This window comes from Hyunsoonleella aestuarii (genome assembly GCF_006148925.1).
In the GTDB taxonomy this organism is placed as follows: domain Bacteria; phylum Bacteroidota; class Bacteroidia; order Flavobacteriales; family Flavobacteriaceae; genus Algibacter_D; species Algibacter_D aestuarii.
Genome location: NZ_VAWB01000001.1, coordinates 416,590 through 430,818 on the forward strand (window position 1 = coordinate 416,590; position 14,229 = coordinate 430,818).

At 32.6% G+C, this 14,229-nt stretch carries 17 protein-coding genes; 11 read left to right on the top strand and 6 right to left on the bottom strand.

The annotated features are described in order from the left end of the window. The first annotated feature begins 71 nt into the window (after nucleotides 1–71). Nucleotides 72–1,808, top strand: coding sequence for a M14 family metallopeptidase (locus tag FEF17_RS02050; protein WP_139000693.1), 1,737 nt, complete (start codon nucleotides 72–74; stop codon nucleotides 1,806–1,808). A gap of 1 nt (nucleotide 1,809) precedes the next feature. Here the strand turns inward: FEF17_RS02050 and FEF17_RS02055 are convergent, their stop codons facing one another. Further along, nucleotides 1,810–2,391 carry an NUDIX hydrolase gene (locus FEF17_RS02055; RefSeq protein ID WP_139000694.1) on the bottom strand — a complete coding sequence of 194 codons (582 nt, stop codon included), beginning with the start codon at nucleotides 2,389–2,391 and terminating at the stop codon, nucleotides 1,810–1,812. A 124-nt stretch (nucleotides 2,392–2,515) separates the two neighbouring features. On the opposite strand from FEF17_RS02055, the gene pyrE reads away from it, so the two are divergent. Next, complete coding sequence (pyrE, locus tag FEF17_RS02060) at nucleotides 2,516–3,160, top strand: orotate phosphoribosyltransferase (protein ID WP_139000695.1); 645 nt, start codon at nucleotides 2,516–2,518, stop codon at nucleotides 3,158–3,160. A gap of 67 nt (nucleotides 3,161–3,227) precedes the next feature. Further along, nucleotides 3,228–3,623 (top strand): SRPBCC family protein, encoded by a 396-nt coding sequence (locus tag FEF17_RS02065; RefSeq protein ID WP_139000696.1) that lies wholly within the window; start codon nucleotides 3,228–3,230, stop codon nucleotides 3,621–3,623. On the opposite strand, the gene FEF17_RS02070 is transcribed toward FEF17_RS02065, so the two are convergent. Then, a complete protein-coding gene (locus tag FEF17_RS02070) occupies nucleotides 3,620–4,351 on the bottom strand; it encodes a biotin--[acetyl-CoA-carboxylase] ligase (RefSeq protein WP_139000697.1) in 732 nt (243 codons plus the stop codon). The two genes, FEF17_RS02065 and FEF17_RS02070, sit on opposite strands and share 4 nt — an antisense overlap. 92 nt (nucleotides 4,352–4,443) lie before the next feature. Between FEF17_RS02070 and rsfS the strand changes: the two genes are divergently transcribed. The 7 genes from rsfS to ppk2 all read left to right on the top strand — a co-directional run bounded on the left by rsfS (nucleotide 4,444) and on the right by ppk2 (nucleotide 10,108). Beyond that, nucleotides 4,444–4,815, top strand: coding sequence for a ribosome silencing factor (rsfS, locus tag FEF17_RS02075; RefSeq protein ID WP_139000698.1), 372 nt, complete (start codon nucleotides 4,444–4,446; stop codon nucleotides 4,813–4,815). 6 nt (nucleotides 4,816–4,821) lie between these two features. Then, the gene (ftsH, locus tag FEF17_RS02080; RefSeq protein ID WP_139000699.1) at nucleotides 4,822–6,762 is read left to right on the top strand and encodes an ATP-dependent zinc metalloprotease FtsH; all 1,941 of its coding nucleotides are present in this window, start codon (nucleotides 4,822–4,824) and stop codon (nucleotides 6,760–6,762) included. A 119-nt stretch (nucleotides 6,763–6,881) separates the two neighbouring features. Then, nucleotides 6,882–7,490: an LUD domain-containing protein gene (locus FEF17_RS02085; protein ID WP_139000700.1), complete on the top strand. Its 609-nt coding sequence runs from the start codon at nucleotides 6,882–6,884 to the stop codon at nucleotides 7,488–7,490. 1 nt (nucleotide 7,491) lies between these two features. After that, the gene (locus FEF17_RS02090) at nucleotides 7,492–8,313 is read left to right on the top strand and encodes a phosphatidate cytidylyltransferase (RefSeq protein ID WP_139000701.1); all 822 of its coding nucleotides are present in this window, start codon (nucleotides 7,492–7,494) and stop codon (nucleotides 8,311–8,313) included. Continuing rightward, nucleotides 8,303–8,959 carry a phosphatidylserine decarboxylase family protein gene (locus FEF17_RS02095; RefSeq protein WP_139000702.1) on the top strand — a complete coding sequence of 219 codons (657 nt, stop codon included), beginning with the start codon at nucleotides 8,303–8,305 and terminating at the stop codon, nucleotides 8,957–8,959. The genes FEF17_RS02090 and FEF17_RS02095 overlap by 11 nt, the downstream gene beginning before the upstream one ends. Continuing rightward, nucleotides 8,952–9,215 carry an acyl-CoA-binding protein gene (locus tag FEF17_RS02100; protein ID WP_139000703.1) on the top strand — a complete coding sequence of 88 codons (264 nt, stop codon included), beginning with the start codon at nucleotides 8,952–8,954 and terminating at the stop codon, nucleotides 9,213–9,215. The genes FEF17_RS02095 and FEF17_RS02100 overlap by 8 nt, the downstream gene beginning before the upstream one ends. Nucleotides 9,216–9,328: 113 nt before the next feature. Further along, on the top strand, nucleotides 9,329–10,108 hold the full coding sequence (ppk2, locus tag FEF17_RS02105) for a polyphosphate kinase 2 (RefSeq protein WP_139000704.1): 780 nt from the start codon (nucleotides 9,329–9,331) through the stop codon (nucleotides 10,106–10,108). 2 nt (nucleotides 10,109–10,110) lie between these two features. On the opposite strand, the gene lipB is transcribed toward ppk2, so the two are convergent. Further along, nucleotides 10,111–10,815: a lipoyl(octanoyl) transferase LipB gene (gene lipB / locus FEF17_RS02110; protein WP_139000705.1), complete on the bottom strand. Its 705-nt coding sequence runs from the start codon at nucleotides 10,813–10,815 to the stop codon at nucleotides 10,111–10,113. A 29-nt stretch (nucleotides 10,816–10,844) separates the two neighbouring features. Then, complete coding sequence (locus tag FEF17_RS02115; RefSeq protein ID WP_139000706.1) at nucleotides 10,845–11,003, bottom strand: YqaE/Pmp3 family membrane protein; 159 nt, start codon at nucleotides 11,001–11,003, stop codon at nucleotides 10,845–10,847. 161 nt (nucleotides 11,004–11,164) lie between these two features. Here FEF17_RS02115 and lysS point away from each other — a divergent pair, with 161 nt between their 5' ends. Then, the gene (gene lysS / locus FEF17_RS02120; RefSeq protein ID WP_139000707.1) at nucleotides 11,165–12,856 is read left to right on the top strand and encodes a lysine--tRNA ligase; all 1,692 of its coding nucleotides are present in this window, start codon (nucleotides 11,165–11,167) and stop codon (nucleotides 12,854–12,856) included. 136 nt (nucleotides 12,857–12,992) lie between these two features. On the opposite strand, the gene FEF17_RS02125 is transcribed toward lysS, so the two are convergent. Together FEF17_RS02125 and FEF17_RS02130 are read right to left on the bottom strand one after the other, a co-directional pair. After that, nucleotides 12,993–13,469, bottom strand: coding sequence for a DUF2306 domain-containing protein (locus FEF17_RS02125; RefSeq protein WP_139000708.1), 477 nt, complete (start codon nucleotides 13,467–13,469; stop codon nucleotides 12,993–12,995). Between the two features lie 208 nt (nucleotides 13,470–13,677). Next, the gene (locus tag FEF17_RS02130; protein ID WP_139000709.1) at nucleotides 13,678–14,145 is read right to left on the bottom strand and encodes a hypothetical protein; all 468 of its coding nucleotides are present in this window, start codon (nucleotides 14,143–14,145) and stop codon (nucleotides 13,678–13,680) included. Nucleotides 14,146–14,229 lie beyond the last annotated feature (84 nt).

Here is a 14,229-nt window from a genome sequence, read left to right on the forward strand (position 1 = left end):
TTAAAAATTGCTTAGCTATAACGTTTGAATGTTAATAGAATATAATTGTAGATTTATAAAAATTCTAAAATATGAAGATCTTTTATTTTTTTTTGTTATTGTTAGTTTCTTGTAACGCTCCTAGCGAAAAACCTAATTTTAATTTTCAAACTCATTTTGAAAAATCTGAAGGTTTAGAAACTGCCACCTATCAAGAAACCATTCAGTTTTATAAAAATTTAGCCGAAGCCTGTCCCCAAGTTTCAATTGACAGTCTTGGTGAAACCGATTCTGGAAAACCACTACACGTAATTACTTTAAATAAAGATAAAGAATTTAATTTTTCAAAAATTAGAGAAAGCAACAAACGCATTCTACTTATTAATAATGGTATTCATCCCGGAGAGTCTGATGGCATAGATGCCACCATGATACTATTTAGAGATTTAGTAAATGGCAAAATTGAATCTCTAAAAAACACTGTATTGGTTACCATACCCATTTACAATGTTGGTGGAAGTTTAAATAGAAATTCAACTTCAAGAACTAATCAAAATGGACCAAAATTTTATGGTTTTCGTGGAAATTCGAGAAATTACGACCTTAACAGAGACTTTATAAAAGCGGACACCAAAAACGCCAGAGCTTTTGCGCAAATATTTCACTTGGTCAAACCAGATGTTTTTATAGATAATCACGTGAGTAATGGTGCCGATTATCAATACACGCTAACTCATTTATTCACACAACACAATAAACTTGGTCATGAATTAGGAAACTATTTGCATATTGAAATGATGCCTAAACTTGAGCAAAAATTGAATAATAAAAGCTGGGACATAACCCCTTATGTTAATGTTTTTAATACTGTTCCTGAGAATGGGTTTTCGCAATTTATTGATTCGCCGAGATATTCAACCGGATACACAACTTTGTTTAACACCATAGGCATGATGGTGGAAACACACATGCTTAAACCATATAAAAAGCGAGTTGAAGGTACTTATGAATTAATGAAGAGCATGTTGGAAATTACCGAAGAAGATGGAAGTAAAATTTTAGCACTAAGAACACAAGCAAATAAAAACTTTAAAGCCGGTAACATTTATCCAATTAACTGGGTTATAGACACTACAAAAACTACGGTACTAAATTTTAAAGGTTATGAAGGGGAATTTATTGATAGCGAAGTTACAGGGTTCAAAAGATTAAAATATGATCGTACAAAACCATTTACAAAAAAAGTTATCTATCAAAATTATTATAACCCAAGCATAGAAATCAGGATTCCTTCAGCTTATATTATTCCTCAAGGATGGCATAACATTATTGATTTATTGAAATTGAATGAAGTTCAAATGACTAAAATTGAAAAGGATTCAGTTATTTCCGTTGAAAGATATAAAATTGAATATTTTGAGACGACAACGCAAGCATATGAAGGCCATTATCCACATTACAATATTTCAATTTCAACATCAACTAATGATTTAAACTTTAGAAAGGGCGATTATGTAATTCCCACCAGCCAACCTTCTGTTAGATACCTATTAGAAACCTTAGAGCCTCAAGCAGCAGACTCCTTTTTCAGTTGGAATTTTTTCGATACTATTTTACAACAAAAAGAAGGATTTTCACCTTATGTATGGGAGGATAAAGCATTGGAATTACTAAATCAAAACCCAGAATTAAAAGCAGAATTTAAACACAGAAAAAAAAATATAGCAGAATTTAGAAATAACTGGTATGCCCAACTAAATTGGCTGCACAAGCAAAGTGAAAATTATGAACGAGCTCATCTACTATATCCGATTTATAGAATCAAGTAATTTAAACTAATAACTTTATATTCGCATAAGAATTTTTCAAAGCTTTCTCTGCTTCCATTTTATTTAACCAAGCAACTTTAGTAATACCTTCTTTCTCCTGAGCAATTAATTTACCATCGTAATTAGTTTTCATTTCGAACCAATAAGTAATCTTAATTTTGTAACGCCCGTTGCGCTTAAAAATATGATATGTTGTTTGAAGTGGCTTTGTAATTTCCAAACCTTCAACACCTGTTTCTTCTTCTACTTCTCTAATAGAAGTTTCTTCTATAGTCTCTTTTCGCTCTGTCTTTCCTTTTGGTAAATCCCATTTATCGTTTCTATAGATAAAAAGAATATCTCCATCGCTATTATAAACTTTTCCTCCTCCAGCAATCACATTAGGCAGCTTTTTCAAAAACTTTTTAAGTAACTTATCTTTGTTTTTATAAATTAAGCGAACTTCAGTTAAATCTTTTGAATTAAGTCGTTTGATAACTTTCGCCATGTTTGCGGTATCCAACAAATAATTCTTAAAACCACGCTCTAACTCTACCTTATCTGTAAGCACTACAGGCTTATCTCCAACGAATATTTGATACATATTAAATTAGTTACCAAATGGTAAAAATATCATTTTTAGTCACAACCTTAACATTGTTGAAAAAAATATTTTAATTCAGTTTTTAAGATTATGTAGAACTAAATTTATATGTAATTTTGCAACTATGATTTTCAACAAACATACCGCTAGAAAAACAGCCGAAATCTTATTACAAATTAATGCAATAAAATTAAGCCCACAAGACCCTTTTACATGGGCATCAGGCTGGAAATCACCGATATACTGCGACAACCGTATCATTTTGTCATTTCCCCCCATTCGCAATTATATTCGCGAAACTATGGGAAAGCAAATTGAGAAACAATACGGCAAACCAGACGTCATTGCTGGAGTAGCTACTGGAGCGATTGGCATAGGCATGTTGGTTGCCGAGTATCTTGGCCTACCCTTTATTTATGTGCGACCAGATGCTAAAGGACATGGACGCAAAAACCAAATTGAAGGTTTTATTGAAAGCGGTCAAAACGTGGTTGTGGTTGAAGATTTAATAAGCACAGGTAAAAGCAGTTTAAACGCTGTAAAAGCACTTCGTGAAGCTGGTGTGAATGTGAAAGGCATGATTGCTATTTTTACATATGGCTTTGATGTTGCAAAAGAAAATTTTGAAAAGCAAGAGGTAAAACTTCAAACGCTAGGAAATTACGAAAGCCTTCTAGAGCAAGCAGTTGACACAAACTATATTACAGAAAAAGAATTAAAAACTTTATCTGATTGGAATTCCAATCCGAGTGAATGGAACGCTAATTGATATGTAAAAGTAACGTTGTTTATTGAAAATAATTTAAAACAACTTTACAAAAAAAATTACAGCATAAATGAATTTAGAATCACCAAACATTACAGTTAGTAAATCCTCTCAAGAAGTTTTTGATTTTTTAGCTGACATAAAGAACTTTGAATCCCTAATGCCAGAAAACATAAGTAAGTTTGAAGTTTTAGAAGAAGATAAATTTTTGTTTGCGCTTAAAGGTATGCCTGAAATCATTCTTCAGAAGAAAGAAGTTATTCCTCCTAATAAAATAATACTTGGTGCGGCAGGAGGAAAAATAGACTTTTCATTAGTTGGTAATATTAAAGATATTGATGCATCTTCTAGCGAAGTTCAATTAGAATTTACAGGTGAGTTTAATCCAATGATGTCAATGATGATAAAAGGCCCAATAAAAAAGTTTATTGAAACACTTGTTACCAGTATCCCCAAGGCAGTTTAATACATTAGTGTAATTTCCTTTAGATCGAATTCTTTGGTAATATTATCCTCTATTAAGACCTGTAGGTTTCCCGTATTGGAAATCCCAGAAATAAATCCTGAAAACATAAGCCCGCTTTGATCTTTAAATGTTGAAGGCTTATTTATTCTAAACAAATTGGCTACATAAGCCTCTTTTAATACATCGAAATTTCCTGTTTCATAAATATGAAAATATTGTTTCAGGTTTTCTACAATTGATATTAAAACTTCATCTAGAATATAATTTTTCCCAGAAAGTAATTTTAACGACGAAGCACGCGGTAAATTTTTAAATACTCTTTGATTTACATTTAACCCGACACCTAAGATTGATGCATTAAGACTGGCTTCTTTTATGACATTTTCTATCAATATGCCACAAATTTTCTTGTCTTCTGACAAAATGTCGTTAGGCCATTTAATACTTAATTTAGGAATTGCAAGATCTTGTAAAGACTTCAATATTGCTAAAGCAGTTATCATACTTATGCTATATGAGGCTTCTAAATTCAATCCTGAAATATTCTTAAAGACACTAAACGTAAGGTTTTTAGAAGGTTCAGAGTCCCAAACAGCACCCATTTGACCTCTTCCTTGAGTCTGTTTTTCTGCAACTACAACTGTATAATCTAACAAGCTTTCCAACGCACTCAATTCTCGAAGATAGTTATTTGTAGAATCGATGGCATCAAGTTTGATTATACGCATTTAGAGGTTATTAAAAGTTAGTAAATCTTATGATTATTTTAAAGTATAAAGAACTAAAAAAATAATAACTTTGCATAAATTAAATATTATTAATGGCGAAAGAAAAAATAAGCGCAGACCAACTAATATCTGTAATAATAAGTGGCATTGAAGATGTTAAAGGAAAAGAAATAAGTATTTTAGATTTAAGAGATATTGAAAACACGGTTTGCGATTACTTTATTGTTTGTGAAGGTACTTCAAATACACAAGTAAACGCCATAGTTAATTCTGTACAGAAAAAAGTCAGCAAAGAACTTAAAGACAACCCTTGGCATACCGAAGGATTAGATAATGCCGAATGGGTTTTAATTGATTATGTAAATGTAGTGGTGCATGTTTTTCAAAAACATATAAGAGAATATTACGACATTGAAAGCCTTTGGGGAGATGCAAAAACAACAGTAATAGAAACGAGTTACTAAAAAAACATGGCAAACGAAAAGAAAAATATAAAAGATAAAAAACCAAAATTTAGTCCATACTGGATTTATGGTATTATAATAACAATCTTTTTAGGCACTTCACTCTTCAGTAATAGTGGCTTTCAAGAAGGAAAAGAAACAAATCCAACTCAGTTTTTTCAATTTGTTGAAGATGGTGATGTTGATAAAGTTGAGATAGTTAACAAACGTGTGGCTAAAGTATATTTAACAAAGGATGCGGTTTCAAAAGAAATTCATAAAAATTCGAAACCAACTACATTAATTCCTACTGCTACACGATTACCAAATTATAAATTTGAGTTTGGGGAATTGGAAATCTTCCAAAAAGAATTAAATGATATTATTAAAGAGAATAATTTAGATTTAGAACCTATTTATATAACTGAAGAAAATTTCCTTGGTGATTTTCTTTTAGGCATTCTTCCTTTTGTACTTCTTATTGGCGTGTGGATTTTTATTATGCGTAGAATGTCTGGTGGCGCTGGTGGGGGTGCTGGCGGGCAAATATTCAATATCGGAAAATCTAAAGCAAAGTTATTTGATCAAAACACAGAAGTTAAAACTACTTTTAAGGATGTTGCTGGATTAGAAGGTGCTAAAGAAGAAGTTCAAGAAATTGTAGACTTCTTAAAGTTCCCGGAAAAATATACAACACTTGGTGGAAAAATTCCGAAGGGCGCCTTACTTGTAGGACCTCCAGGAACAGGAAAAACCTTATTAGCTAGAGCCGTTGCTGGTGAGGCCAAAGTACCATTCTTTTCATTATCTGGATCAGATTTTGTTGAAATGTTTGTTGGTGTTGGAGCGTCGAGAGTTCGCGACTTATTTAAACAAGCAAAGGAAAAATCCCCTTCAATCATTTTTATTGATGAAATAGATGCGATTGGTCGTGCGAGAGGCAAGAATGCTATGTCTGGAAGTAACGATGAGCGGGAAAATACATTAAACCAACTTTTAACTGAGATGGATGGTTTTGGCACTAACGCCAACGTTATTGTACTTGCAGCAACAAATAGGGCCGATATTCTTGATAAAGCTTTAATGCGTGCAGGAAGATTTGATAGACAAATTTTTGTAGACCTTCCAGATGTTCGTGAAAGAAAAGAAATTTTTGAAGTGCACTTACGTCCACTAAAAAAGGCTAAAGATTTAGATACCGATTTCCTCTCTAAACAAACCCCAGGATTTTCTGGTGCAGATATTGCCAATGTTTGTAATGAAGCTGCATTAATTGCCGCTAGAAATGGTAAAAAAGAAGTCGATAAACAAGATTTTCTAGATGCAGTTGATAGAATTATTGGAGGTTTAGAAAAGAAAAACAAAATAATTACACCTAGCGAGAAAAAAGCAGTGGCTTTTCATGAAGCTGGGCATGCCACCGTAAGCTGGATGCTAGAACATGCTGCACCTTTGGTAAAAGTAACTATTGTACCAAGAGGAAGATCTTTAGGTGCCGCATGGTATTTACCAGAAGAGCGTTTAATTGTGAGACCAGAACAAATGCTTGACGAGATGTGTGCTGCTTTAGGTGGTCGTGCTGCCGAACAAGTTATTTTCAATAAAATATCGACTGGCGCACTAAGCGACTTAGAAAAAGTGACTAAACAAGCTCGAGCCATGGTAACCATTTATGGGTTAAGCGATAAAATTGGCAACTTAACTTATTATGATTCTTCTGGTCAGAATGAATTTGGTTTTAATAAGCCTTACAGCGAGCAAACTGCTGAATTAATAGACAGAGAGATTTCGGACATCATTGAAAAGCAATACGAAAGAGCTGTTAAACTTCTTGAAGACAATAAGGATAAACTCACGGAACTTGCAGAAGTGTTGCTTGAAAAAGAAGTTATTTTTAAAGACAATCTAGAAAAAATATTTGGTAAAAGAGCTTTCGAAAAAGAAGAGAGAGAAATTTTAGACAAATAGGTTGAAAAACATACATTTGTTAAGCTTTTAGTAAAAATCTTAAATTAACCGTTTGGTTAGTTTAAGATTTTTTATATTTGATAAACCCCAAATTAATTAGAGTTAATAGCAGTATCTAAATGAGTCTTTTTAGAAAAATTTTTGGTTTCAAATCTGAAGATAAAGATGAGGAATTAAAGTCCAATGACAGAGGCAAATACATGCCAGAAATTAAATTACCAATAGACGAAAGGTTTACCATAAACTTTAAAGCTAATGGAGGCAAATTCTTGTATTGTGAAGACTTAAATGAGATTTTTCAAAACCTGCAGAGTATTATCGATGAAAATGATTGGCAAGACAAGAAAGTTCTTATAATAGACCAGCATTTAGAAAGCAAATTTGGTAATTCCAATTTAAAAACAACCAACAGAGCAAGTGAATCTTCATTCTTTTTAACTACGTGCGAGAATTTAATAGCAAATGATGGGTCTTTATTAATTTCATCGAGACAGATATACGAGAAGAAATTAACCGAATTACCGCTTAATTTTATAGTATTTGCTACAACTAGTCAAATTGTAGAGAGTATTGGTGAGGGCTTACGAGGTATCAAATCTAAAAACAGAAAAAAAATACCCACAAATATTACTACCATAAAGCATTTTAAATCTGGTGACGAGAAAGACTTCCTAAGTTATGGTAGTAGTGCTAAAAACCTTTATCTACTGCTATTAGAAGATTTGTAGAATGAAAGAAATTCTTATTCGGGGGCTCTCAGGTTTACTTTATATATCACTTTTAATAGTTTGCCTTAATTTTGAACATGCCTCATTACTTTTATTTTTCGTGTTTGGAATTATTTGTTTGGTAGAATTCAAAAAGCTAATACAACTTAAAAGCTTTATTCCTTTTATCATTTTTGTTATACTTTATGCTGTTTTTGGTTATTGGCAACTCGTCTTAGAGTCCGACAAAGGTTTTAATGAGGCTACTCAAATACTTATGGTATTAACTATTTTTGTAGAACTGTTTTTGATAAAAGACTTGTTTTCTGAGAAAAAAATTCCACTTTTCGCCTCTAAGCGATTTATTCTTACCACCTTTTATGTATCTAGTGGTTTTGTTTTCTTAATACTCATTGCAAATTATTTTGACGTCTACGACCCTAGTGTTTTGCTAGGTGCCTTTATATTAGTTTGGGTTAATGATTCCTTCGCCTATTTTGTGGGCAAGAATTTTGGAAAGCAGAAACTATTTGAGAAAATTTCACCAAAAAAGACTGTAGAAGGTTTTTTAGGCGGTTTATTTTTCTCTTGTTTAGCTAGTTATTTTATAGCTAACTTTACCCAAACACTAAATTTCACAAACTGGTTAATATTAAGCATAATTATAAGTGTTTTTGGCACTTTAGGAGATTTAATAGAATCTAAATTTAAGCGACAAGCCAGTGTAAAAGACAGTGGTATTATTATGCCTGGTCATGGTGGATTGTTAGATAGACTAGATAGTATTATTTTTGCAGCACCATTTATTTATTTATTTCTAAGAATACTCAAATATGTTTCATAAAGAAGGACATAAAATTATTTTAGTATCGTTTGTAATGGTTTTAGCTGGGTTTTTACTTGCTGATAAATTTATAAACATCCAGTGGCTTCAAGTATTAGTTATGACTATACTGCTGGTATTTTTAATACTTATTTTACAGTTTTTTAGAAATCCAAAGCGTCATACCTCCTTTAATGAAAATCATGTTGTCTCCCCTGTTGATGGAAAAGTTGTAGTAATTGAAGAAGTTTTTGAGAAAGAATATTTTAAGGACAAACGCTTACAAGTTAGTGTTTTTATGTCTCCCTTAAACGTTCATGTAACCCGTTATCCTATTGGTGGAAATGTTATATTCAGCAAATATCATCCTGGAAAATATTTGGTTGCATGGCACCCTAAAGCAAGTGAGGAAAATGAACGCACTACTGTTGTCGTAGAAAATAAATCTTACGGAAAAGTTTTATATAGACAGATTGCAGGCGCATTAGCAAAACGTATTGTTAATTATGCAAAACAAAATGATCAAGCTACACAAGGAGATGATTCTGGGTTTATAAAATTTGGTTCAAGAGTCGATTTATTTCTACCTTTAGACACCAAAATTAAGGTACAACTTAATCAAAAAGTAAAAGGTGGCGAAAGTGTAATTGCCGAAACCAATGGGTAAAAAATTAGACATAGAATTTAAGGAAGCTGTGGATCGTGTTAATGCTTATCATGACCCGTTTCCTGCAGACACCTTATTGAAACTCTATGCCTATTATAAAAAAGCTACCAACAATTACCGCAAGCCTAAAAGTAAGGAACCCATTATAAATGCATTTAAAACAAATGCACTATTTCAAGTTGAAAATATCTCTCAAAAAGAAGCTAAGCAAAAATATATTACTTTGGTAAACGAATATTTTCTTTATAGAAAATAAATACATTTTGCACGAGTATATGATTCAAACATTTCAATATTTAGATCTGCTCAAGCTCAATACCTTTTATAATTTTATTAACTTGTAATCTACTACAACATAGCGATATCATTATGTCTAAAAACAAATCTTTTGATTACGAAGAAGAACTAAAAAAATTACATACGGAATTGGTGCATCTTCAAGAATGGGTTAAAAAAAAGGGATTAAAAGTTGTTATTATTTTTGAAGGTAGAGATGCCTCTGGGAAAGGTGGCACGATTAAACGTTTTACTGAGCCTTTAAATCCTCGAATTTGCAAAGTTGTTGCATTAGGTATTCCTACCGAAAAAGAAAAATCACAATGGTATTTTCAACGTTATGTACACTTTTTACCGGCGGCAGGAGAAATTGTACTTTTCGACAGAAGCTGGTACAATAGAGCTGGCGTAGAAAAAGTTATGGGGTTTTGCACCGAAGAAGAATATAATGAATTTTTACGCTCATGTCCGGAGTTTGAGCGCATGCTAGTTCGTTCTGGAATTATTGTTCTAAAATATTGGTTTTCTGTAAGTGATGAAGAACAAGAAGAGCGTTTTAAAAACAGGATAAGCAATCCACTTAAACGTTGGAAGTTTAGCCCTATGGATTTAGAATCACGCTCGAGATGGCTGGAATATTCCAAAGCAAAAGACAACATGTTTGCCCATACCGACACGAAACAGGTACCATGGTATGTAGTAAATGCTGATAACAAGAAAAAAGCCCGTCTAAATTGTATTAGTCATGTTTTAAGTCAAATACCATACGAAAAAATGAATATTAAGCCTATTGAGCTTCCAGACTTACCAGATTATAAGGCTTATGTTCGACCCCCAATGAATTATCAAACGTTTGTACCTGAGAAGTATTAAGATTAACGTTTTAAAAAATCTGCCTCAAAAAGTGTTTTAAAATGTTTCAATAATTTCTCTTTAACCTCAGACTCATCAACATGTTTAACTCCAAGCTCGACATTAAGAGAAGTAACGGCTTTACCCTTGATTCCGCATGGAATCATTAAATCAAAATAACCCAAATTGGCATTAACGTTTAACGCAAACCCATGCATTGTCACCCATCTACTTGCACGCACTCCCATAGCACATATTTTTCTCGCGAATGGTGTTCCAACATCAAGCCAAACACCTGTTTCTCCTTCACTACGTTCAGCTTTTAAACCATATTCTGCTAAAGTGAGAATAATCATTTCCTCGAGAAATCGAAGATATTTATGAATATCAGTAAAAAAATTATCAAGATCTAAGATTGGGTAACCAACTATTTGTCCAGGACCATGATATGTGATATCACCCCCTCGATTAACTTTATAAAATGTTGCATCTTTAGCCTTTAATTGATCTTCATTAACCAAAAGGTTTGAAATATCACCGCTCTTCCCTAAAGTATAGACGTGCGGATGTTCTACGAATAAGAAATAATTACTAGTTTTCAAACCAGCATCCTCACGTCTATTCATTATTTTGACATCCACGATACCCTTGAACAAATGCTCTTGGTAATCCCAGGTTTCTTTGTAGTCTTTTAAACCTAAATCTTGCAGTTCAATTTGCTTATTCATAAGCTGCAAAATTACGATATTTTTATGGTTTAACTCTTTGGATTATTAAGGATGACTAAAGCTGCAATAACACCTGGGACCCAGCCACAAAGCCATAGCAAGAAGACAATTAAAATAGAGCCACAACCTTTATCTATAACAGCTAAAGGTGGACAAATAATAGACAGTAAAACTCTCCAAAAACTCATAGTGATTTTTTAATGATTGATGATTACATGTTTGACGTAAAAATAAATCATTTGTTACAATTAAGGATAAATGAAGCTGCCAAAAATCCTAAATCAATAAGCGCAAATAGCAATTCAAATGATTATCTTTGCGCATTAAAATTACATTCAGAATTTAGAATATGTCGCAATTATCAGAACAAGAACTGGTTAGAAGAGAGAAGTTAGAAAAATTACGCAAGTTAGGAATCAATCCCTATCCTGCAGACTTGTATCCTGTAAGTCATAATTCCAGACAGGTTAAAGAACAATATGTAGAAGGAAAACAAGTAGTTGTTGCTGGAAGATTGATGATGGTAAAAATACAAGGTAAAGCAAGTTTTGCACAATTACAGGATGCTGAAGGAAAAATACAAGTCTATTTTAATCGTGATGAAATTTGCCCTGGAGAAGATAAAACTAAATATAACGATATTTTTAAAAAACTCCTGGACTTTGGCGATTTTATTGGGATAGAAGGGGAGCTTTTTACCACACAAGTTGGTGAAAAAACAATAAAAGTAAAGGACTTTAAAGTGTTAAGTAAAGCAATTAAACCACTTCCTCTACCAAAGGAAAAAGATGGAGTAGTATATGATGCTTTTACAGATCCAGAGCAACGGTATAGACAACGTTATGCCGATTTAGTTGTTAACCCTCAGGTAAAAGAAGTGTTTGTTAAACGAACCAAACTTTTTAATGCGATGCGTCAATTTTTTAATGATGCTGGGTATTTTGAAGTTGAAACACCCGTTCTGCAACCTATTCCTGGAGGTGCCGCAGCACGCCCATTCATAACGCATCATAACGCTTTAGACATACCTTTGTATATGAGAATTGCAAACGAACTCTATCTAAAGCGATTAATTGTTGGTGGATTTGATGGTGTATATGAGTTTTCAAAAAACTTTAGAAATGAAGGGATGGATAGAACTCATAACCCTGAATTTACGGCTATGGAAATATATGTAGCTTACAAAGACTACAATTGGATGATGAATTTCTGCGAGCGACTGTTAGAGCATTGCGCCATTGCAGTCAATGGGACAACAAAAGCTACTTTTGGATCTCATGAAATTGATTTTAAAGCGCCTTATGCCCGTGTCACTATGGCCGCCTCCATTAAGCATTTTACTGGATTTGATATTACTGGTAAAAATGAAGATGAGATAAGACAAGCTGCCAAAGATTTAGGTGTTGAAGTCGATGAAACCATGGGCAAAGGCAAACTGATAGATGAGATTTTTGGTGAAAAATGTGAAGGCAATTATATACAACCTACATTTATCACAGACTATCCTAAAGAGATGAGTCCTTTGTGCAAAGAACACCGTGATAATCCTGAACTAACGGAGCGTTTTGAATTAATGGTTTGTGGTAAAGAAATAGCCAATGCTTATTCAGAATTAAACGACCCAATAGACCAACGTGAGCGTTTTGAGCATCAACTTAAACTTGCCGCAAAAGGCGATGATGAAGCTACCGAATTTATAGACCATGACTTTTTACGTGCTTTAGAATATGGCATGCCTCCTACTAGTGGAATGGGAATTGGTATGGATAGACTTATTATGTTTTTAACCAATAATCAATCGATACAAGAGGTTCTATTCTTTCCTCAAATGCGTCCTGAGAAAAAAGCTCCAGCAATTAGTGATGAAGGAAGAGCGTTATTAAATTTACTTAAGAAAGAACAGCGTTTAGGGTTGAATGTTTTGAAATCTCAATCTGGATTATCTAACAAAAAATGGGATAAAACAATTAAAGAGCTCACCAAAAATAACCTTGCAAAAGTTGAAAAAACCGATGAAGGTTTATTTGTGGAGGTAGTTTAAAGTTTAGACCACCTTTAAAAAATTGAATAAAAAAAATTCGTTAATAAAAAACGATTCTTTTTTTACTAACTTAATGTTCTTTTATACTGTAAAACAACTTCTGTAAATAAAAGGGGAACAGCCCAACATGACCAACTCATAAGGCCATTGATGTCTGCTCTTTCAGCAATTTCATAGTAGTAAAAATATCAGCAAACAATCTAAAAAACACAAAAGCAAAAGTAACTACATAACTTCTTATCATCCATTCTCTATGCTGTTCTATTTTACGCTTTAAAATACAGATCAAAGCCATTCCACTGTTTAACAACCAAGCAATTGCTAAGAAAAAGAGTCCGAATTTATAAGTTAAATTTACTTGAGATGTCAATGAAAGACCAATTCCAGCAATGGCACCAAATAAAATAGCAATTAAATATAGATATCTACTCCTTTTATGCCACTTTAAATATTTTGCTCGTAATCTATTTGAAAACTGAAAAGGCCCAGCGAGTAGAGCTATTATAACACATACCACGTGAGGAAAGACCCAATTAACTCTTGGCCAAAAATATGCGGCATATGCTTCTTCAGTAAAAATAAAATATCGTAAGGCATTAGTAAAAATAAACACCTATTAGGAAGACAACTGTTAATCCAATTTTTTTGGTTAGATTTTTCTTAGTTCGTGTTTTCATTTTAAGTTGGTTGGGTTGCATAATTTCTAAATTACAATTTTTTAAATTACTCCAATCAATAACTTTATTAAACTAAAAAAATCCGGTAATTGTATTACCGGATTTAACTAACTAAACTAACTAACAACTTAACTAAATTACCTATTAAGCCATACCTTGATATGAGCAAAAATTATTAGGTAAATAATCTTCTATATTAAAATTTAATTCAAGTTCTTCCTCAATTTCAATGAGGTCAAAATCATTCCAATTTATATCATGCAATCCTTTTAATGGATTAAAGTTTTTTGGCAAATACGCTTTTGTATCAATTAATAGATCAACCTCTTCCATAACATCAATTAATTCAATTTTACTCCAATCCAAATCATCCTTGCCCTTTAAAGGATTAAACCCTTTAGGCAAATATGATAGAGTATTAAAAGGTATCATAACCTCCTCTTCTACTTCTACTAAATCAAAATCGTCATTTAGTAATTCACAACCCGCATCAATGAAAGTGCAAGATATGTTGTAGTCCGGGAAAGTGTTATAGTCTGAGGCAATATTATTTATAGTTGCCGAAGCACTAGCTGTTAAAAATAAACTTAAAATAATTGATAATCGTATCATAATAGTGTGATTTAATTTCTTTACAAATTGACGGTTAATCAGGAATATTGTTACCAATTTTTAGAAATGTTTAACACTAAAAAA